Source organism: Actinosynnema sp. NPDC023587 (assembly GCF_040640215.1).
Lineage (GTDB): Bacteria > Actinomycetota > Actinomycetes > Mycobacteriales > Pseudonocardiaceae > Actinosynnema.
In genome coordinates, this window is sequence record NZ_JBFABG010000010.1 from 29,692 (window position 1) to 48,381 (window position 18,690).

An 18,690-nucleotide genomic window follows, 5' to 3' on the forward strand; every position below is an offset into this window, starting at 1 on the left:
TTCCCGCGAACGGCACCGACGCACTCGGTCCGTCCACAGTGGATCGAAACGAGTGGATCGAAACGAGTGGACCGACGCGTACGACGACGACCCCGCGACCGGAGCGGTCGCGAGGTCGTCGTGCTCAGCGGAGGACGCCCCCCGGAGGGGAGCGCCGCCGTCACGCGTACTGGTAGATGGCGCTGTGGTTCAGCATGTCGTTCGGCGTGGTGGTCCACGGGCTCATGGCCTCGTAGAGGTCCACGACGTTCGCCGTCCCCGAGCTGGGCAGGTAGGTGCTGGTGGGGTGCTGGGCCTGCCACTGCGACCACAGGCGGTCGACGTTGCAGTGGTGCAGCCAGAACACGGGGTCGTTCGGCGAGCCGAACCCGGCCATCGTGCCGTTGACCCAGTTGTGCACCCGGTTGTGCAGGTTCGGGCCGCGGAAGCCCTCCAGGTAGTTGCGGAAGCTGCTGAGCGACGTGCTGTTCCACGGCGAGGTGTCGTAGGTGGCGAGCCCCAGGACCGACGTCACCTCGGCCGCCGTCGGCAGGAGCAGGCCACCCAAGCCGAAGTTCCGGCGCAGGTAGTTGGCCGAGTCGCTGCGCACGGTCAGCGTCCACTGGCCCGTCGACTGGGCGAACGGGCCGGAGTTGACCCGCCAGTTGCTCACGGCGGTCCCGTTGGGACCCAGGAAGTTGTTGGCCCACAGCGTGGAGGTGCTGCCGGCGGTCGTCCAGTCCCAGTAGGGGATGGTCACCGACGGGTCGATCGCCTGGAGCGCCAGCTCGAACTCGATCAGGTACCGGCGGTGCCACGGCAGGAACGACGGTGACCGGTGCCCGATGCGCACCGACCAGTCGCTGTCCCCGTTGGCGCGGGTGATGTGCTGCTGCACGAAGGTGTCGTAGCCGCCGCTCTGCTTGAGCGCGAGCAGCGCGTTGACGAAGTTCGTCCGCTCCGTGGCGGTCAGGTTCTGCTGGTTCTTGCGGATTCCCATGATCTCCCCCTGTTCGATGCCCGGATCAACGGCCGTGGTGGGCCGACTGCGATTCCGGCCGCAGGTCGCCGAGGGTGTCCACGGCACGCCGTGCCGCGTTCCGGAGGGAGTCGAAGGACTCGTAGTGGTTCACCGACGTCGTGTACGTGTGGTCGCCGTTGCGCATGACGTGCAACGGGGCACCGTCCACGGACGCCTCGCTGCGCGGGTCGTCCCCGTTCTGGACGGCCCACCCCTGGATCCGCCGCCCCTGGTACACCTCGTCGAACTCCTCCAGCGCCAAGGCCTGTGCGTTCGAGCCCAGCCCGAGCAGCCCCACCCCGGCCGCCACGGCGACCCCGCCGCCGATCAGGCCGCCGACGAGGAATCTCCGCCGGCCGACGACCCGGTCGGCCCCGTCTTTCTGGACATGCATGTCTGTGCCACCTGTCTGTGTGGTGAACGCGGCGCGAACAATCCGAAGGGCGGCCTTCACCTCCCCCGGAAGCGCCGCAGTGCAGACGTTATCAGTGGATATTTCTGTGAAAGAGCCGCCAAATAGGCGATTTGTCCCCGGTAAAGTGTTAAACAAGTGCCTGGGCTCACCGGGGCGGCACCGGGAACCGCCGGGTGCGGTGTGCCGCCCGCCCGGACCGCGTATAGCGACACGTTCTCCGCTGCTCACCGGCTCTTTCTCCGGCAGAATTGCGGCAGTTCTGCGCCGAGGGCGGTGACACGAGTTCGGTAGAATGCACACCGCCGTTCGGGGCCACCGGAACCGATGAGTTCGGAAACGCGTAAGACTCGGTGCGCGCGAGCAGCCGTCCCCCGGCCCACGGTGTCGCGGGCAACAGTTACTCGGCGTCACCTCGGTGGGGTGGTGTGACCGGCGCGAAGGCGCTTCCGCCGCGTTGTGCGGGATTGTGCGGAACAACCGTGAACGCTGGTCCTGGAGCGGGTGGTGCGAGTAGTGCGCCCGGCTGACGGTGTTCATCCACGGGTCGAAAAGATCTGATGTGCGAAGACAGGTGGCCGCGCGGTCCGGTTGACTTCACCGCCCGGCTGCCCGATCGTCAAAGCAGACCGCTGAGCTGGGGAAATCGCGGATGCCGCGACAGCGACTCCATTCGGCTGTCGGCAGGCCGTACGGCGAAGAGGTCAACCCGGGCGGCGAATGCCTCACGAGAATGGGCCGTCGGTGAATCTTATACTGTTACGCATATGCGTGACGCAGCTCACATATACTCGGTGGCGGGGACTGCGACCAGCGCTTTCGGTTGGTTTCGCAGTTAATTCCGCAGCGCCTCTTTCACAGTCGACGAAAACCCTTTGCCATCGCCCGGTAATCCGCTGTTAACGTCGGTTCAGGTGCTGCCCTGCGGCACCGGTCCGGTCGAATCCGACCTTGTGGAGAGTCGACATGACGAAGCTCGCGCGTGTTCTGGGTGCGGTGGTGACCGCGACCGCGGCCACCCTCGCGCTCACCGGGGGTAGCGCGCAGGCCACCCCCAACACCGTCTACCTCTATACCGGCACCCAGGCGCTCTGCCAGAAAATCGGTAACGGCGGGGTCTCGAACGACGTGTTCGACACCTACGAGTGCAAGAGCGGTGTCGGCGGCTACAGCACGCTGGTCGACCCGACCAACAACATGCTGGCCAACGTCCCCGTCTTCACCGACGCGGAGGCCGTCTGCGAGACCGTCGGCACCAACGGCGTGACCAACGGCGCGTGGAGCGCCTACGGGTGCCAGTTCGGCATCGTCGGGTGGACCCTGTTCGTCGACCGCTGGTGACGCCGGCGGCGGCTCGGGCGCGCTCCCGCCCGAGCCGCCGGCCTCCCCCTCGTCCGTCCAGATCGTGCCCTGAAGTCCGGAAGGAAATGACATGACCAGACGAGTGCGTTTCTTCGCGACCCTGCTCGCCGCGCTCGCGGCGGTGTTCACCGTCTCGGCCGGGGCGGCCCAGGCCACCCCGGACCCCGACGTCTACGTCTTCTCGGCCCCGCAGGGCCCGTGCGAGGCGGCCGGGACCAACGGCGTGACCGGCGGGGTGTTCACGGACTACGAGTGCAACCCCGTCTTCATCGACTACGGCCTGTTCGTCGAACCGACCTACGGTTCGTTCGACGATGTCTACCTCGCCACCTTCGCCGACGAACCGACGTGTGAAGCGGCGGGCGACAACGGCGTCCTCAACGGTGTCTGGTCCAGCTACCAGTGCGTCATCGGCACGGCCACCGGATACCTGCTGCTGGTCAGCAACTGATCGCCCGTCCGGTGTGACGGGGTGACCCGCCGCCCGCACCCGCCGCCCGCCCGCCGACACCGGTGGGCGGGCGGCTCCGGCGCGGTGCCCTCCCGGTCGGGCTGCGGTACGGGCAGAACCTCGTAGGCTCAGGGGCGTGAGTGAGTCGAACGAGCACCCCGAGCACAGCACAGGCGGAACGTATTCGGTGAAGGGCAAGGAGTTCACCCGCGACTCCCGGTACATCCCCACCCGGATCACGGCGGACGGGCGGGACGGCTTCCCGGTGGAACCCGGCCGGTACCGGCTGGTCGCCGCGCGGGCGTGCCCGTGGGCGAACCGGTCCATCATCGTGCGCAGGCTGCTGGGCCTGGAGGACGCCCTCTCGCTGGGGCTGCCCGGTCCGACGCACGACGCCCGGTCGTGGACGTTCGACCTCGACCCGGGCGGGCGCGACCCGGTGCTGGGGATCGAGCGCCTCCAGGACGCCTACTTCGCGCGCGACCCCGGGTACTCGCGCGGCATCACCGTGCCCGCCATCGTGGACACCACGACCGGCGCGGTGGTGACCAACGACTTCGCCCGGATCACCCTCGACCTGTCCACGCAGTGGCGGGACTTCCACCGCGAGGGCGCGCCGGACCTCCTGCCCGCCGCGCACCGCGACGAGATCGACGAGGTGAACCAGCGGGTCTTCACCGAGGTGAACAACGGCGTCTACCGGTGCGGCTTCGCGGGCGGCCAGGACGCCTACGACGAGGCGTACGACCGGCTGTGGACCGCTTTGGACTGGCTGGAGGAACGCCTCGCCGACCGCCGCTACCTCGTCGGCGACACGATCACCGAGGCCGACGTGCGGCTGTTCACCACGCTGGTCCGCTTCGACCCGGTCTACCACGGGCACTTCAAGTGCAACCGGAACAAGCTCACCGAGCTGCCGAACCTGTGGGGCTACGCCCGGGACCTGTTCCAGACGCCCGGTTTCGGCGACACGGTCGACTTCGTCCAGATCAAGGAGCACTACTACGTGGTGCACGCCGACATCAACCCGACGCGGATCGTGCCCCGGGGGCCGGACCTGTCGGGGTGGGTGGCACCGCACGGCCGCGAGGCGTTGGGCGGCAGGCCGTTCGGCGACGGCACCCCGCCCGGCCCGGTCCGCGAGGGCGAACGCGTCGACCCCGCCCATACCCCGCTCTGACCCGGCTCCGGCGGCCACGGGCTGTCGGACCCGGGGACCGGGGGGCGACCCGGAACGGGACGGCAGCCCGTGCGCGGCGGCCGGGGCGCGGCGCACGTCAGCCGTTCAGCGCGGCGCGCACCTTCGCTATCACGGCGGTCTCCACCTCGGCCACCACGCCGTCGGCCGCCGCCACCTCGTGGCAGATCGCCTCCACGGCGTCCGGGAAGGTCGCGGCCTCGGCCGGGGACCGGGTGGTGAGGATCTTCAGCGAGGACCGGAGCGCCTCCAGTACCTGCTCCTCCAGCTCCGCCTCCGAGACCGCCGAGAGATCCGGGCGGGACGCGTGGAGCACGCCGCGCAGTTCCGGCGACAGGTTCGCCAGGGCGCGCAGACCCGCGTGGCGCTCCTCGATCACGGGGCCGGGATCGGCGTGGGACACCAGCACCATCACGCCGAAGACCGCCTTGCGCAGGGTCCGGCTCTCGGCATCCGTGTAGAAAATCATGCGCCAAGCCTAAAAGACGTGCTCCGGCGGCCGTGCCGGTGGTCCCGGCGGAATCCCGCGCGGGCCGACGTGAAACGTCCTGACGCGCCAGGGGAAGCCGTCCGGACGTGAGCGGTGCGAGGGCCGCGCTGCCGGGGCTCGCGGGTGATGCACATCACTGCGCACTGCCGGGTGGTGGCGCACCCGGCTCGTCGTCCACGGGAACGGGCCGGGGGTGTCGCGGGTCCCAGTGCCATGACCTACGACATCGCCGTGTTCGAGCCGGCCGACACCGACGACGACGGGTGGGAAGCCTGGTACGCCGACCAGCACGACTACTTCGACGCGAACCCGGACGCGGACGCGTCGGTGACCTCGCCCCGGCTCCAGGCGTTCTACCGGGACCTGGCGCGGACCGTCACACCCGCCGCCCGGCCGGAGGAGGGCGACACCGACGAGGAGTTCGACGAGCTGGTCGACACCGACCCGCTGCGGGCGATCTTCACCTTCAGCCCCCGGATCGTCTACGGCGAGCACTCGCACGGCCAGGAGTCGCGGGCGATCGACCTGTGGCTGGCGCTGGGGGAGCAGCACGGCCTGGCCGTCGCGCTCCTCGGCGAGTGCGATTTGCCGATCCACCGGTTCTGACCGCCCCGCCGCCGGCGCACGACCCGGTCGTGCCGGTGGGTGCGTTGCACCACAGGCACTTCCGCCGCCGCGCGCCGGCACCACAAGTGAGGAACAGTCGTATCCGGCGTGGTCGGCGGTGGGAAGCGCGTTCCGGACAGTGGGACGGTGCACCGTTCGACCACGGGTCCGGCGATTGTTCACCCGGGCGGGTGGGCGCGCCACCGGTCTCCCACGACGGGTGAGAACTTCGCGGTGCCACCGCCTATCGGATGAGGACCAGGCGAGTGGTCCGGGACCCGGTGCCCTCCGGGATCGGCCACCCCGCCACGGACGGGCCCGCTCCCAGTCGCTTGTGGACGGTCCCGGCGGGAAGACGAGTTGCCCCAACGGCGGGCCGCCCGGATGCTGTGTGCCGTCCGACCACTCGTCGGCACCGGTACAGGTCGTACGATCAAGACGGAGCATCCTTTGACAAGTACTGTCGAACCGCGACTGAGTCTTTCCACCCGCGCGGCTCGGACGCTCGCCACGACGACCAAGAGCGTGCCGCAGATGCGCGCGATCTCCCCTCGCTACCTGCTGCGCGCGCTGCCCTGGGTGGACCTCGAAGCCGGTGCCTACCGGGTGAACCAACTCGTCGACTACCGCATCGGCGACGGCCGGATCAGCACCTCGACCGGTGACACCCCGCGCCCGATCCCGGAAGACCTGCGTGAGCTGTGGTTCCTGCGCGACTCCCCGCCGGCGCTGCTCGAATCCGTTGCCGCGGCGTTCACCCGCGAGATCGTCGGACCGGGCACCGTGCTCACCGCGGGGACCCTGGCCACCCGGCTCTTCGTCGTGGTCAGCGGCCGGGTCGAGTGCCACGGGACGTCGGCGTCCGGGCAGGACGCGCTGACCGGCGTGGCCGGCACCGGGGACTTCTTCGACGTGGACGCCTTCGCGACCTGCGGTGCGTGGACGGTCGAGGCCCGCACGGCGACGCCGTGCCACCTGCTGGTGCTGGACCGCTCCCGGCTGGAGGAGCTCGCGGTGCGCGAACCCCGGCTCGCCGAACAACTCCGGGCCGGGCCCGGGGAGCGCGGCCCGGCCGGCGAGGCGAAGGTGGACCTGGCGTCGGGGCACGAGGGGGAACCGCTGCTGCCCCGCACGTTCGTGGAGTACACCGACGACCCGCGCGAGTACGAGCTGAGCGTCGCCCAGACGGTGCTCCAGGTGCACAGCCGGGTCGGCGACCTCTACAACGCCCCGATGAACCAGTACGAGCAGCAGATCCGGCTGACCGTCGAGGCCGCCCGCGAGGCCCAGGAAGCCGAGATGCTGACCAACCGGGACTTCGGCCTGCTGCACAACGTCCCGCTGGCGCAGCGCGTGCACACCCGCAGCGGCCCGCCCACGCCGGACGACCTGGACGAGCTGCTGCGCCTGGTGTGGAAGAAGCCCGCGTTCTTCCTGGCCCACCCGGCGGCGATCGCCGCGTTCGGCCGGGAGTGCACCCGGCGCGGCGTGCCGCCGGCCGTCGTGGACCTGTTCGGCAGCCCCATGATCTCCTGGCGCGGCGTCCCGCTGCTGCCCACCGACAAGATCCCGCTCGACGGCGTCGGCGGCGGCACGACCGGCATCCTGCTGCTGCGCGTCGGCGAGGAGCACCAGGGCGTCGTGGGGCTGCGCCCCGCCGAGCTGACCAACGAGCGGGAGCCCGGGGTCACCGTCGAGCCGATGGGCGTGGACCAGCGGGGCATCAAGTCCTTCCTGGTCTCCTCCTACTTCTCCGCGGCGGTCCTGGTGGACGACGCGATCGGCCTGCTGGAGAACGTCGAGGTCGGCAACTACCATGACTACCGCTAGGTACTGGCTCGACCGGCCGGCCGCCCCGGTCGTCCCCGTCCCGCGCGCGGCGGACTTCCCGGTCGAGGCGGTCCGGCGGGACTTCCCGATCCTGCACCGGGAGGTCGACGGCGCACCGCTGGTGTGGCTCGACAACGGGTCCACCACGCAGAAGCCGCTGACGGTGGTCCAGGCGCTCGCCGATTTCTACCTCACCTGCAACTCCAACGTCCACCGGGGCGCGCACGCGCTCGCCCGCCGGGCCACCGACGCCTACGAGGGCGCGCGGGCGAAGGTCGCCGCGTTCCTCGGTGCCGCCGGGCCCGAGGAGGTCGTCTTCGTGCGCGGCACGACGGAGGCGGTCAACCTCGTCGCCGGGAGCTGGGGGGAGGCGGAGGTCCGCGCCGGGGACGAGATCCTGCTCACCGAGCTGGAGCACCACGCGAACATCGTGCCCTGGCAACAACTCGCGAAGCGGCGGCGGGCGACGCTCAAGGTGGTGCCGGTCGATCCGGACGGCGCGCTGGACCTGGGCGCGTTCCGCGCCCTGCTGAGCCAGCGGACCGCCCTGCTCGCGGTCACCCACGCGTCCAACGTCCTGGGCACCGTCCCGCCGGTGCGGGAGATGGTCGCGCTGGCCCACCGCTACGGCGCGCGCGTCCTGGTCGACGGCGCGCAGGCGGTCGGGCACTTCCCGGTCGACGTCCGGGACCTGGGCGCGGACTTCTACGTGCTGTCCGGGCACAAGATGTTCGGGCCGACCGGGATCGGGGCGCTGTACGCGAAGCGCGAGGTGCTGGCGGCCATGCGGCCCTGGCAGACCGGCGGCAACATGATCGACCGGGTCACCTTCGGCGGGTCGACGTTCGCGGGCCACCCCCACCGGCTGGAGGCGGGCACGGGCAACATCGCCGACGCGGTCGGCCTGGGCGCGGCCGTCGACTACCTGGTCGGGATGGACCGCGACCAGGCCGAGGCGCACGAGCGGCACCTGGCCGGGTACGCGTGCCAAGCGCTCGCGCGGGTGCCCGGCATCCGCCAGTTCGGCGCGGCGCGGGACCGGATCGCGGTGCACTCGTTCCTGGTCGGCGCGACGGACCCGGTGGCCCTCGCGGCCCACCTGGACGCGCGCGGCATCGCGGTGCGCGTGGGCCACCACTGCGCCCAGCCCACGCTGGCCGCCTTCGGCGAGACGGTGGTGCTGCGCGCCTCACTCGCGTTCTACAACACCACCGACGAGGTGGACGCGCTGGTGGGCGCGGTGCTGGAGTTCCTCGACGGTCCGGTGCCGGGTCAGACGCGGCCCAGGAGGTAGCGGGCGGCGGCCAGGTCCTCGTGCCCGGTGAGGAAGGTGGTCAGGGCGGCGCGGAACTCCTCGGTGTGCAGGGTGCCGTCGCCGTCGCGGTCCAGGGACCGCAGGGCGGCGACGATCTCGTGGCGGCGGGGGCTGCCGTCGAGCAGGCGGGCGTACTCGGTCGGGCTGACCTGGCCGTCGCCGTTGCGGTCGATCAGCCCGCAGATCACGTCGGCGACCCGGTCGAGGCCCTCGTCGGGGTCGGGCGGGCCGGGGTAGCGGCCGTCGGCGAGGGCGGCGCGGTACGCGGTCAGGGTCACCGAGCCGTCGGCCGGCGTGCCGGTGGCCGCGAGGAGCTGCCGCCACCACGACTCGAACGCGTCGTGCACCCGGTCCTCGTCGGCCTCGTCCAGGTCGAGGTGGGTGCTGAGCTCCCGGGCCATGCCGAGCAGGTCCGCCCACCGCAGCACGCCGTCGCCGCTCTGGTCGAGGATCGTGGTGAAGAACTCCTCGGGGGAGGTCTCGGCGCGCGGGACGGCCTCGTCGGTGCCCCGGATCGCGGCCGACGCGAACGGCAGGTAGCGCCACGGCTTGGGCAGCAGGTCCAGGACGGTCCGGACGGTGTGGTGCACCCCCGACACGACCAGCCCCGCACCGGGCGCGGTGGTCAGCCGCAGCCTGCGCCGGTACACCTCGGGCAGCGTGACCGAGGTGGCCTGGACGGCGGCGGACACCACGACGTACCGCAGCGGCGACCACAGCAGGTCCGGCACCGGCAGCCCGCCGGGGACCGGCAGCCGGAAGATGCTGCCCGACAGCAGGTCGCGCACGGTCGGGTTGTCCTCCAGCACCTCGGCCACCACGTGGTCGAAGTACGCGTGGAACTCGTCGAGGGTGGCGGGCTGGTCGGTTTCGGACAGCCCGAACATCCGGCCCAGGCCGCGCCACTCGTCGTAGAACCGCCTGCCCTCCTCGGCGCTGAGCTCGTCGCCGCCCAGCCGGTGGCTGGTCAGCACGGCCTCGAACAGCGTCAGGTGCACCCACACCCGGGCGGCCGTGTCGGAGGCGGTGAACGGCCGGCCGTGCGCGTCGGTGCCGCGCATCCGGCGGTGCAGCCGCTCCAACCGGGTGATCTCGCGCCGCCGCTCGTCCGCGGTGCCGTAGACGTAGGTCTGGAGGCTCTGCAACGTCCGCAGGTAGCGCCGCCACGGGCGGGCGGCGTAGACGGAGAACTTGCTCACCGCTGCGCCGATCTGCGGGTGCGCGGCCTGGAGCACCAGCGTGCGGTGCGTGACCAGCAGGAACCGCCACTGTCCCAGGCGGTCCCAGGTGGCCGAGCCTGGTCCGAGCACGTCCGTGCCGGTCATCGGGGGGTACCTCCGTAAGTCGTGCCGCACCGGGCACCGGACGCACCTCCCGGAGGTCCGGCCCCCGTCGGGATCAGGCTGTGCGCATCTTCGGGGATGGCCGGAGTGATCGACAAGCCCCCGACGGCGTGGCACGGCATCACGCACAGCAACGGCCGGGACGGGGCGGGCCGCCGGCCGGTGGTGTCCACAGTGGACTGCCCGGTCCCGGCCGGCGGCGACCACGGCGTATCGCGAAGGGCATTATGAAGGTTAGGCTACCCTTCATAGTCGGGTGGCACGGACCGTGCGACACCCCTGGTCGACGAGAGGCGGGTAGTGCGGATGTCTGTCACCACGACCGAGGTGGAGGCCCAGCCCTTCCGGCACTTCGCCGCCGAGGTGCTGGCGGTGCGGCCGGTCGGGGCGAGCCTGGTGCGGGTCACGTTCGGCGGCGCGGGGCTGCGCGACGTCACCACCAGCGGGCCCGACCAGCGGATCAAGGTGTTCCTGCCGCGCGCGGGCGAAACCGACATCCGGGTGCCCACCGGACCGGACTGGTACGCGCGCTACCGCGAGCTGCCCGAGGACGAGCGGGCCGTCATGCGGACCTACACGATCCGGGCCGCGCGGGACGGGGAGGTCGACGTCGACTTCGTCCTGCACGGCGACGTGGGTCCCGCCTCGCGCTGGGCCGGCGGCGTGACGCCCGGCGACCGCGCGGTCCTGCTCGCGCCCGACCGGCGCTACCCCGGCTACCGCGACGGCGAGCGGGTCGGCGCGGACTACGCGCCGCCGCCGGACGCGGCCTGGCAGGTCGTGGCCGGCGACGAGACCGCGCTCCCGGCCATCTCGGGCATCGTCGAGGCGCTGCCCGCCGACGCCGTGGCGCGGGTCTTCCTGGAGGTGCCCGCCGAGGGCGACCGCGTCGACCGGGCGCTGCCGCCCGGGGTCGAGGTGACCTGGCTGGTGCGCGGTCCCGGTGACGCCTCCGCCCTGACGGCGGCCGTGCGCGCCGCCACCCTGCCGGACGGTCCCGGCTACGCCTGGCTGGCCGGGGAGGCGGGGCTGGTCCGCGAGCTGCGCCGGCACCTGGTCACCGACCGGGGGCTGGACCGGCGGCGGGTCTACTTCGGCGGCTACTGGCGGCGCGGCCAGTCCGAGGACGCCCCGCAGGAGCCGGCCGAGGACTGAACCGGCCCGCACGGACACCGCCGGCGGTGTCCGTGCACAGTGGACACGAGGTGCCCGATAAGGTGGCTGCCGTGGTGGGCATCGAGGCTCTGACGTCGCTGGTGCCGCCACCGGCGGTGCCGGTCGGCGCGGAGGGCGACTGGCACCGGGTGGAGGCGGACCTCGGGCTGCGCCTGCCCGCCGACTACCGCGAGCTCGTCACCCGCTACGGCTCCGGCGGGTTCGGCGACATCGGCTTGCTGACCCCGTTCGACCCCTGCGCGGGCGGTGCGGGCAGTCTGGTCGGGCGCGCGCACGCCCTGCTCGACCTCCACGGGCCGTTCCGCGACGAGTGGCCGGAGGACGTGCCGTTTCCGCTCCACCCGGAGCCCGGCGGGGTGCTGGAGTGGGCGTTGACCGGCAACGGCGACGCGCTGTGCTGGCTCACCGAAGGCGATCCGGACGACTGGCCCACCGTGGTCTGGAACGTTCGCGGCGGTGCCGAGCGCTTCGACCTGGGTGCCGTCGCCCTGCTCCACGGTTACCTGGTCGGGCGGTGCGAGGCGCGGTTGTTGCCCGCCCCTCCCTCGGTGCCGTGGTTCGACCCGTACCGCGAACTGTCCCACGTCTGCTTCACGTTGTCCGACGGTGAACTGCCCTACGTCGAGCGGTTGCGCATCCTGCGCGCCGCGCTGCACCCGACCGCCGACCGGGGCGGTTTCGACAACGGCGACGGCGTCCGCCAGGACCACTTCAAGGCCGTGGCCCGCGAGTGGCGGTTGACCTACGAGAACTGCTACGGCCACCAGGTCCGCGTGGCGTTCCCGCCGGCGGAGGCGGACGAGGTCCGCGCGGTGGTGCTCGACGCCGCGCGGACGATGGGCTGCGAAGTGCTCGCCACGACAACGCGGTGAGGGCGCTCGGACCGGACTCGGCGGAACCCGGAGGGGGCATCCGGCGTCCGACGTCCGTGGCTCAAGGTCGAACAGCGGCTCGGATCGCGGCGGTGGTGGCGGTCGCCGCCGCACTGGTGACGGTCGACCCGGCGGTGTCGGGGGCGTGCGCGTGCGGCGCGTTCGTCGCGAACGACGAGCTCCACACCCAGCAGGAGACCGCTCTGGTCGAGCTGGACGGGCGCACCGAGTCGATCACCGTCGCGGTCCGGACCCGGTCGGCGGCCGAGCAGGCCGCGTTCCTGATGCCGGTGCCCGCGCGCGCCCGGTTCGAGGTCGCCGACGCCGAGCTGTTCGCCGAGCTCGACCGGGTCAGCCGCCCGGAGGTGGCGGTGCGCGAGGTCGTGCTGGACGGTGACGGCGTCGGCGGTGCGCCACCCGGGCGCGGCGCGACGGTCGTCGACCGGGTCGAGATCGGACCCTACGACGTCGCCCAGCTCAGCGGAACCGACGTGTCCGCCGTGACGGAGTGGTTGGGGGACAACGACTTCACCCTGCCCGAGGCACTGGGCGGCGCGCTCGGTCCGTACCTCGCGGAGGGCTGGCTGGTCGTCGCGGTGCGGCTCTCGCCGGCGTCCGGCAGCCTGTCCGACGGCCTGCCGCCGATGCGCCTGACGTTCGAGACCGACACCCCGGTCTACCCGATGCGGCTGTCGAAGACGGCCGAGCACGTCCAACCGCTGCGCCTGTACGTGCTGGCCGACCACCGCGTCGACGTCGGCAACCCCGCACCGGGGGAGGACGCGCCGGAGCTGACCTTCGCGGGCGAGGTGACATCGGACGCGCAGTACCCGAAGCTGTCCGCGCTGGTGTCCACGCCGCGTTTCCTGACCCGCCACGACGGCGAGTTCCGGCCGGAGCGGATCACCGAGGACATCCGCATCACCCGCGCCGCGACCGACGAGCCGTACCGGGCGGTGGTGGTGGTCACCGAGTACGTCCGGTCGCCGTGGCGGTCACCGGTGGTGTGGGTGGCGGCGGGCGGTGTGCTGCTGGTCGGGACGGCGCTCGCGGTGTGGTGGCGGCGCAGGACGACGACCGCCTGAGTCCCGCCGCCGTGGGGACCGGGTCGAGGACGCGGAGCGGCTCCGGGGTGGTGGCGTCACCACTGCGCTCGGGCACCACCTCGGGTCGCGCGAGCTCTCCCCGGCGGGCGCGGTGTGCGGTCCCGGCGGGTCAGACCTTGGCCAGCCGGTATTCGTAACCGGAACCGGAGGCGGAGCAGTTGTTGCCCTGCCGGGACGCGGTGTAGGTGTAGCCGGATGGAATGTTGCAGGCGTACGTGCCGGTGAGGTTGTAGTTCACCGGGTCCAACAGGTAGTACTCGTGCCGCCACGCGCAGTTGGTGTTGGTCCGCACCGCCGACCAGGTGAAACCGGACGGTACATCGCACGCCCACGACCGGTGCAAACCGCTGGAGCCGATGTCGTTCCCGCTGCTCAGCGCGGGCGGCCCCGGTTGGGCGGCGACGGCGGGGCCGGTCGTCACCGCCAGTGCGGCGAGGGTCGCGGTGGCCAGTGCGGCCAATTTCGTGCGACGGATTGCGGTGGTGTTCATCGCTATTCCTCCCGGCCGGGCGAAAAAGGGGCGATCAGGTCGGGTCCGATCGGGGTTCATGGAAGTCGAGATGCGGGTGCGGCAGTACCGCCGAAAGGTTGCCCGCCTTTTCGGTGAACCCACGGCCGGGATGACCCCCGCGCTCACCGGCCGCCGGTCGGACTGTCCGAAGTGGACCGGACACCGCGTGGTCGCGGCGCGTGCGCGGCAAATAACCGACTGCGTGATTCCCCGTCACGCCCGATCGGTGCCAGGGTGGAGACCGACGACGGGGGTGGCCGTGGGCAGAGGGCTGATCGGCGCACGCGTGAGCCGCGCGGAGGACGTGCGGATGCTCACCGGTCGGGCGGTGTACATCGACGACGTGCGGCCACCGGGGGTGCTGGAGGCGGCCGTGCTGCGCAGCCCGCACCCGCACGCCCGGATCGTCGGGATCGACACGGCGGCGGCGTCCGCGCACCCCGGCGTCTTCGCCGTCGTGACGGGCGCGGACGTGCGGTCGGTGGTCCACCGGCCGCAGCCGTTGCTGTGGCGGCTCGGACCCGACGCGCCGGAAACGGTCGCCTACCCGCTCGCCGTCGACAAGGTGCTCTACACCGGGCACGGGCTGGCGGCGGTCGCCGCCGTCGACCGCGCGACGGCCGAGGACGCGCTGGAGCTGATCGAGGTCGAGTACGCGCCGCTGCCCGCCGTCACGACGCTGGAGCAGGCGCTGGCCCCCGACGCGCCCCGCCTGCACGAGGACTGGGCGGACAACGTCGCCGGCCGCGCGGTCGTGGCGCAGGGCGACGTCGCGGCGGCGTTCGCCGAAGCGGACGTGGTGCTGGGGGAGACCTTCCGCTTCGCCCGCCAGATGGGCACGCCGCTGGAGACCCGGGGTGTCGTCGCGACGTGGGACGTGTTCACCTCGCGGCTGGACGTGTGGCTCAACACCCAGGCCCCGCACCTGGCCCGCGAGCTGTTCGCCGAGGTCCTGGGCCTGTCGGTGGACAAGGTGCGGGTGCGCGTGCCGGACATCGGCGGCGCGTTCGGCAACAAGTTCGACTTCTACGGCGACGAGGTCGTGGCGGCGGTCCTGTCCCGCGCGGCCGGGCGGCCGGTGAAGCTGGTGGAGGACCGGCGGGAGAGCTTCGTCGCCACGGTCCACTCGCGCGAGCAGCACGTCGAGGTCGAGCTGGCGGCCCGCGCCGACGGCACGATCACCGGGCTGCGCGGCACGCTGCACGGCGTGCTCGGCGCGAACCTCAGCACCGTGGGCATCAGCCCGTGCTGGACGGCCGCCGCCGCCATGACCGGCCCGTACGCGATCCCGGCGTACGAGATGACCGTGATCGGGGTCGTCACCAACAAAACCCCCTACGGCTCGTACCGGGGCTACGGGCTGCCCAAGGCGAACTTCGTGCACGAACACCTGGTGGAGGCGCTCGCCCGGCGGCTCGGCCTCGACCCGCACGAGGTGCGGCGGCGCAACTTCATCACCGATTTCCCTTACCAGAGCCCGGTTTTCGTCTACGACAGCGGCCGGTACGCGGAGTGCCTGGACCTGTGCCTGGACGCGGTGCGGCGGGCCGGGTGGGCGGCGCTCGTGGCCGACGCGCGGGCCGGTGGCGCGCACGTCGGCATCGGGTACGCCTTCCAGACCGAGGTCTCCGCGTTCGCGCCGTCGCGGATCGCGAACCTGGCGGGCCTGGCGCACTCGGGGTTCGACGAAGCCGTGGTGCGGATCGACTCCACCGGCCACGTCACCGTCCACACCGGGCAGACGTCGATGGGCCAGGGCATCCACACGGCGTTGGCGCAGGTGGCCGCGCACGCCCTGGACGTGCCGCTGGACCACGTCAGCGTCGTGGCCGGCGACACCGACTCCAGCCCCTACACCGGCTACGGCACCGCTGCCAGCCGCGCGGCGGCGGTCGGCGGCGCGGCCGTGCTCAACGCCGCGACCCGGTTGCGCGCCAAGGTGTTGCGCATCGCCGCGCACCTCCTGGCAGCCTCGCCGGACGACCTCGTGGTCGCCGACGGCGTGGTGTCCGTCGCGGGCGCGCCGGGCCCGTCGGTGGGCTTCGCCGCGATCGGCGACGCGGCGTACCGGCGGCTCGCCGGCGCGCTGCCGGACGGCGAGGAGCCGACGTTGCACGAGCGCGAGGTGTACGACCCGGTCAACGTCACCACGGCGTTCGGCTGCACGGCCGTGCTCGCCTCGGTCGACGTGGAGACCGGGGCGGTGGACCTGCTCGGCTACCTCATCGCGCACGACTGCGGCACGGTCATCAACCCGATGATCGTGGACGGCCAGTTGGCCGGCGGTGCCGCGCAGGCCATCGGCGGCGCGCTCTACGAGAGGCTGGCCTACGGCCCGTCCGGCGAGGCGTTGACGCGGTCGTTCGCCGACTACCTGCTGCCGACCGCCACCGTGGTCCCGCCCATCGGCACCTCCCACATGGAGACCCCCGCCGAGCAGGTCCCCGGCGGTTTCAAGGGAGCGGGGGAGGCCGGGGTGATCGGTGGCGGCGCGGCGATCGCGCACGCCGTGGAGGACGCGTTGACGGAGTTCGGGGTGCGCATCACGGGGTTGCCGATCACCCCGCCGGAGCTGCTCGCGGCGATCCGCGCGGGTGGTGCCCGGTGAAGGCCGCGCCGTTCGAGTACGTCCGACCGCCCACTGTGGACGGTGCGGTGGCCGCCCTGCGGCCCGGTGCCGCCGTGCTGGCGGGCGGGCAGAGCCTGGTCCCGCTGCTGAACACGCGGGCGCGGCGGCCGGAGGTCGTGGTCGACGTGTCCCGGCTGCCGCTGGCCGGCGTCGAGCGGGACGGCGCGGCGCTGGTGCTCGGCGCGCTGACCCGGCTCCGCGCCGCCGAGACGTCGCCGGTCGTGCGCGCGGCGCTGCCGCTGCTGGCCGACGCCCTGACCCGGGTGGGTCACGTGTCGGTGCGCAACCGGGGCACGGTCGGCGGCAGCGTCGCGCACGCGGACCCGGCGGCCGAGCTCCCGGCCGTCTTCCTCGCCTCGGACGCGGTCTTCACCGCGCGGGGCCCGGCCGGCACCAGGACGATCGACGCCCGGGACTTCTTCCTCGGCCCGCACCGCACCGCCCTCGCGCCCGACGAACTGCTCGTCGCGATCCGCGTCCCGCTGCCGCCGCCGACCGCCCGGCACGGCCTGGCCGAGCTGAGCCGCCGGCCCGGCGACCTGGCGGTGGTGGGCGTGTTCACCTCGCTCGTGGTCACCGACGGCGTGATCACCGACGCCCGCGTCGCCGTGGCCGGCGCGGCACCCACCCCGATCCGCGCGCACGCCGCGGAAAGCCTCCTGCGGGGCGGCACCCCGACCCCGGACGTGCTGGCCGAGGCGGCGCGGGCGGCGGCGGCCGAAACCGATCCGGCCGACGACGTGCACGCCCCGGCGGCCTACCGGCGGGACATGACGGCGGTCGTCGCCCTCAGGGCACTGCACCGGGCGGTGACCCGATGAGGATCGACCTCACGGTGAACGGCCGCGCCCAGGCGGCGCACTGCGAACCCCGCCGCACGCTCGCCGACTTCCTCCGCCACGACCTGGGCTTCACCGGTGTGCGCGTGGGGTGCGAGCACGGCGCGTGCGGGTCGTGCACGGTCTTGGTGGACGGCGCGACCGCCCGGTCGTGCTGCGTCCTGGCCGCCCAGGCGGACGGCTCCGAGGTCACCACCGTCGAGGGCCTCGCGACCACGTCCCTCAACCCGCTCCAGGAGTCCTTCCGCCGCCACCACGCCCTGCAATGCGGTTTCTGCACGCCGGGGATGCTCGCGGTGGCCGCGGAACTCCTGCGGGAGGTCCCGACGCCGACGGAGGCCGAGATCCGCACGGCGATCTCCGGCAACCTGTGCCGCTGCACCGGGTACCACAACATCGTCGCCGCGATCGCCGCCGTGGGCGAGGAGAACCGGCGGGGCACGGCCGGCGAGGGCGGTCGCGACGGGCAGGGGGCGTGACCCCGGCCGCCGGGATCACCGCGTTCACCGTCGAGGACGCCGACGAGCGGGACCTCCGGGGCTGCCACCGGGTCATGCTGGCCAGGCAGCTCACCGACCGGCCGGACGAGCCCCGGCTGGGCTACGAGAGCTGCGTGGGCCGGCTGCGGACGCCGTTCCCGGGGTTCGGTCCGGTGCGGCACTGGGCGGCGCGCGTCGACGGCGAGGTGGTCGGGCTCGCGACGGTGCACTTCGCCGAGGCGGCGAACAGCCACCTCGGGCTCACCGACGTCGTCGTGCACCCGGAGTCGCGCCGCCGGGGCATCGGCACCGCGCTCCTGCGGGCGCTGCTGCCCGACCTCCGGGCCCGGCACCGGACGGCGGTGGAGGGCTGGCAGGTGACCCGGGGCGGCGACGGCGAGGCGTGGGCCTCGGCGCTGGGGTTCCGGACCGTGTACACGTCGCTGCTCCAGTCGCTGCCGGTGCCGGAGGTCGACCCCGACCTCTGGGACGTCGAGGACCCGCCGGGCTACCGGCTGGAGCGGTGGCGCGGCGCGTCGCCGGAGCACCTCCTCCCGTCCTACCTCGGGGCGCGGGCCGCGATCCACGACGTGCCGGTGGACGACCTGGGCGTCCCCTCGCCGAGGTGGACGGCGGAACTGGTGCGGCACCACGAGGCGGACTTGCGCGGCAGGGGCGTGGAGCTGCTCGGAGTGGTGGCGGTGCACGAGGAATCCGGTGCGGTGGTGGGGGTGACCGAGATCGAGGTCCACCCCCACCGGCCGCACCTGCCGTTCCAGCGCGACACCGCCGTCGTCGCCGCCCACCGGGGTCGCGGGCTCGGGCGGTGGATGAAGGCGGACATGATCCACTGGCTGCTGGACGACTTCCCCGACGTCGAGGGCGTGCACACCGCGACGGGCGCGGAGAACACCCACATGAGCCGGGTCAACCTGTCGCTCGGGTTCACCACGGTCCGGACGATGCTCGCGGTCCGCCGGGGCGTCGGGGAACTGGAGTCCGCGCTCGCCGCCGGCTGAGCCCGGCGGGCGCGCCCCGACGCGCTCGGTGGTGTGGTGCTGGACGTCGGGT

Annotated in this window: 18 protein-coding genes; 13 read left to right on the plus strand and 5 right to left on the minus strand. The window is 72.8% G+C overall.

The window, feature by feature from the left end; all coding sequences use genetic code 11:
* Positions 1–160 precede the first annotated feature (160 nt).
* Together AB0G01_RS24410 and AB0G01_RS24415 are read right to left on the minus strand one after the other, a co-directional pair.
* A complete protein-coding gene (locus AB0G01_RS24410; RefSeq protein WP_360949243.1) occupies positions 161–979 on the minus strand; it encodes a tyrosinase family protein in 819 nt (272 codons plus the stop codon).
* Between the two features lie 25 nt (positions 980–1,004).
* Positions 1,005–1,394 carry a tyrosinase family oxidase copper chaperone gene (locus tag AB0G01_RS24415; protein ID WP_360949245.1) on the minus strand — a complete coding sequence of 130 codons (390 nt, stop codon included), beginning with the start codon at positions 1,392–1,394 and terminating at the stop codon, positions 1,005–1,007.
* 984 nt (positions 1,395–2,378) lie between these two features.
* Here AB0G01_RS24415 and AB0G01_RS24420 point away from each other — a divergent pair.
* The 3 genes from AB0G01_RS24420 (at position 2,379) to AB0G01_RS24430 (ending at position 4,405) form a co-directional block, all read left to right on the plus strand.
* The gene (locus AB0G01_RS24420; RefSeq protein ID WP_360949247.1) at positions 2,379–2,753 is read left to right on the plus strand and encodes a hypothetical protein; all 375 of its coding nucleotides are present in this window, start codon (positions 2,379–2,381) and stop codon (positions 2,751–2,753) included.
* Positions 2,754–2,844: 91 nt separating this feature from the next.
* On the plus strand, positions 2,845–3,225 hold the full coding sequence (locus AB0G01_RS24425; protein WP_360949249.1) for a hypothetical protein: 381 nt from the start codon (positions 2,845–2,847) through the stop codon (positions 3,223–3,225).
* 187 nt (positions 3,226–3,412) lie between these two features.
* Positions 3,413–4,405 carry a glutathione S-transferase C-terminal domain-containing protein gene (locus AB0G01_RS24430; protein ID WP_360949723.1) on the plus strand — a complete coding sequence of 331 codons (993 nt, stop codon included), beginning with the start codon at positions 3,413–3,415 and terminating at the stop codon, positions 4,403–4,405.
* Between the two features lie 97 nt (positions 4,406–4,502).
* Here AB0G01_RS24430 and AB0G01_RS24435 read toward each other — a convergent pair whose 3' ends face one another.
* Positions 4,503–4,892: a hypothetical protein gene (locus tag AB0G01_RS24435; protein ID WP_360949251.1), complete on the minus strand. Its 390-nt coding sequence runs from the start codon at positions 4,890–4,892 to the stop codon at positions 4,503–4,505.
* A gap of 234 nt (positions 4,893–5,126) precedes the next feature.
* On the opposite strand from AB0G01_RS24435, the gene AB0G01_RS24440 reads away from it, so the two are divergent.
* The 3 genes from AB0G01_RS24440 to AB0G01_RS24450 all read left to right on the plus strand — a co-directional run bounded on the left by AB0G01_RS24440 (position 5,127) and on the right by AB0G01_RS24450 (position 8,643).
* Complete coding sequence (locus AB0G01_RS24440) at positions 5,127–5,519, plus strand: hypothetical protein (RefSeq protein ID WP_360949253.1); 393 nt, start codon at positions 5,127–5,129, stop codon at positions 5,517–5,519.
* A gap of 450 nt (positions 5,520–5,969) precedes the next feature.
* Positions 5,970–7,349: a family 2B encapsulin nanocompartment shell protein gene (locus AB0G01_RS24445; protein ID WP_360949255.1), complete on the plus strand. Its 1,380-nt coding sequence runs from the start codon at positions 5,970–5,972 to the stop codon at positions 7,347–7,349.
* Entirely contained in the window at positions 7,336–8,643 is a 1,308-nt protein-coding gene (locus AB0G01_RS24450) for a SufS family cysteine desulfurase (RefSeq protein WP_360949257.1), read from the plus strand. The genes AB0G01_RS24445 and AB0G01_RS24450 overlap by 14 nt, the downstream gene beginning before the upstream one ends.
* Here AB0G01_RS24450 and AB0G01_RS24455 read toward each other — a convergent pair.
* Complete coding sequence (locus tag AB0G01_RS24455; RefSeq protein ID WP_360949259.1) at positions 8,622–9,989, minus strand: oxygenase MpaB family protein; 1,368 nt, start codon at positions 9,987–9,989, stop codon at positions 8,622–8,624. The genes AB0G01_RS24450 and AB0G01_RS24455 overlap by 22 nt on opposite strands.
* Positions 9,990–10,313: 324 nt before the next feature.
* On the opposite strand from AB0G01_RS24455, the gene AB0G01_RS24460 reads away from it, so the two are divergent.
* The 3 genes from AB0G01_RS24460 (at position 10,314) to AB0G01_RS24470 (ending at position 13,140) form a co-directional block, all read left to right on the plus strand.
* Positions 10,314–11,162 (plus strand): siderophore-interacting protein, encoded by an 849-nt coding sequence (locus AB0G01_RS24460; RefSeq protein WP_360949261.1) that lies wholly within the window; start codon positions 10,314–10,316, stop codon positions 11,160–11,162.
* Positions 11,163–11,224: 62 nt separating this feature from the next.
* Entirely contained in the window at positions 11,225–12,055 is an 831-nt protein-coding gene (locus tag AB0G01_RS24465; RefSeq protein ID WP_360949263.1) for an SMI1/KNR4 family protein, read from the plus strand.
* A gap of 92 nt (positions 12,056–12,147) precedes the next feature.
* Positions 12,148–13,140 (plus strand): DUF2330 domain-containing protein, encoded by a 993-nt coding sequence (locus tag AB0G01_RS24470; protein ID WP_360949265.1) that lies wholly within the window; start codon positions 12,148–12,150, stop codon positions 13,138–13,140.
* A gap of 130 nt (positions 13,141–13,270) precedes the next feature.
* Here AB0G01_RS24470 and AB0G01_RS24475 read toward each other — a convergent pair whose 3' ends face one another.
* Positions 13,271–13,651: a hypothetical protein gene (locus AB0G01_RS24475; RefSeq protein WP_360949267.1), complete on the minus strand. Its 381-nt coding sequence runs from the start codon at positions 13,649–13,651 to the stop codon at positions 13,271–13,273.
* Positions 13,652–13,931: 280 nt separating this feature from the next.
* Between AB0G01_RS24475 and AB0G01_RS24480 the strand changes: the two genes are divergently transcribed.
* Genes AB0G01_RS24480 through AB0G01_RS24495 form a run of 4 tightly spaced genes read left to right on the plus strand, consistent with a single transcriptional unit; the run spans position 13,932 to position 18,638 of the window.
* Entirely contained in the window at positions 13,932–16,280 is a 2,349-nt protein-coding gene (locus tag AB0G01_RS24480) for a xanthine dehydrogenase family protein molybdopterin-binding subunit (RefSeq protein ID WP_360949269.1), read from the plus strand.
* Entirely contained in the window at positions 16,277–17,122 is an 846-nt protein-coding gene (locus AB0G01_RS24485) for an FAD binding domain-containing protein (RefSeq protein ID WP_360949271.1), read from the plus strand. Before AB0G01_RS24480 ends, AB0G01_RS24485 begins: the two co-directional genes overlap by 4 nt.
* Positions 17,119–17,619 (plus strand): (2Fe-2S)-binding protein, encoded by a 501-nt coding sequence (locus tag AB0G01_RS24490; RefSeq protein WP_360949273.1) that lies wholly within the window; start codon positions 17,119–17,121, stop codon positions 17,617–17,619. Before AB0G01_RS24485 ends, AB0G01_RS24490 begins: the two co-directional genes overlap by 4 nt.
* Positions 17,616–18,638 carry a GNAT family N-acetyltransferase gene (locus AB0G01_RS24495; RefSeq protein ID WP_360949274.1) on the plus strand — a complete coding sequence of 341 codons (1,023 nt, stop codon included), beginning with the start codon at positions 17,616–17,618 and terminating at the stop codon, positions 18,636–18,638. Before AB0G01_RS24490 ends, AB0G01_RS24495 begins: the two co-directional genes overlap by 4 nt.
* The last annotated feature ends 52 nt before the right edge of the window (positions 18,639–18,690 follow it).

Coding starts and splice junctions, on each gene's coding strand:
- AB0G01_RS24415 (WP_360949245.1), bottom strand. CDS start 1,394: ATGCATGTCCAGAAAGACGGGGCCGACCGGGTCGTCGGCCGGCGGAGA.
- AB0G01_RS24475 (WP_360949267.1), bottom strand. CDS start 13,651: ATGAACACCACCGCAATCCGTCGCACGAAATTGGCCGCACTGGCCACC.
- AB0G01_RS24455 (WP_360949259.1), bottom strand. CDS start 9,989: ATGACCGGCACGGACGTGCTCGGACCAGGCTCGGCCACCTGGGACCGC.
- AB0G01_RS24410 (WP_360949243.1), bottom strand. CDS start 979: ATGGGAATCCGCAAGAACCAGCAGAACCTGACCGCCACGGAGCGGACG.
- AB0G01_RS24420 (WP_360949247.1), top strand. CDS start 2,379: ATGACGAAGCTCGCGCGTGTTCTGGGTGCGGTGGTGACCGCGACCGCG.
- AB0G01_RS24435 (WP_360949251.1), bottom strand. CDS start 4,892: ATGATTTTCTACACGGATGCCGAGAGCCGGACCCTGCGCAAGGCGGTC.
- AB0G01_RS24450 (WP_360949257.1), top strand. CDS start 7,336: ATGACTACCGCTAGGTACTGGCTCGACCGGCCGGCCGCCCCGGTCGTC.
- AB0G01_RS24490 (WP_360949273.1), top strand. CDS start 17,119: ATGAGGATCGACCTCACGGTGAACGGCCGCGCCCAGGCGGCGCACTGC.
- AB0G01_RS24440 (WP_360949253.1), top strand. CDS start 5,127: ATGACCTACGACATCGCCGTGTTCGAGCCGGCCGACACCGACGACGAC.
- AB0G01_RS24425 (WP_360949249.1), top strand. CDS start 2,845: ATGACCAGACGAGTGCGTTTCTTCGCGACCCTGCTCGCCGCGCTCGCG.
- AB0G01_RS24460 (WP_360949261.1), top strand. CDS start 10,314: ATGTCTGTCACCACGACCGAGGTGGAGGCCCAGCCCTTCCGGCACTTC.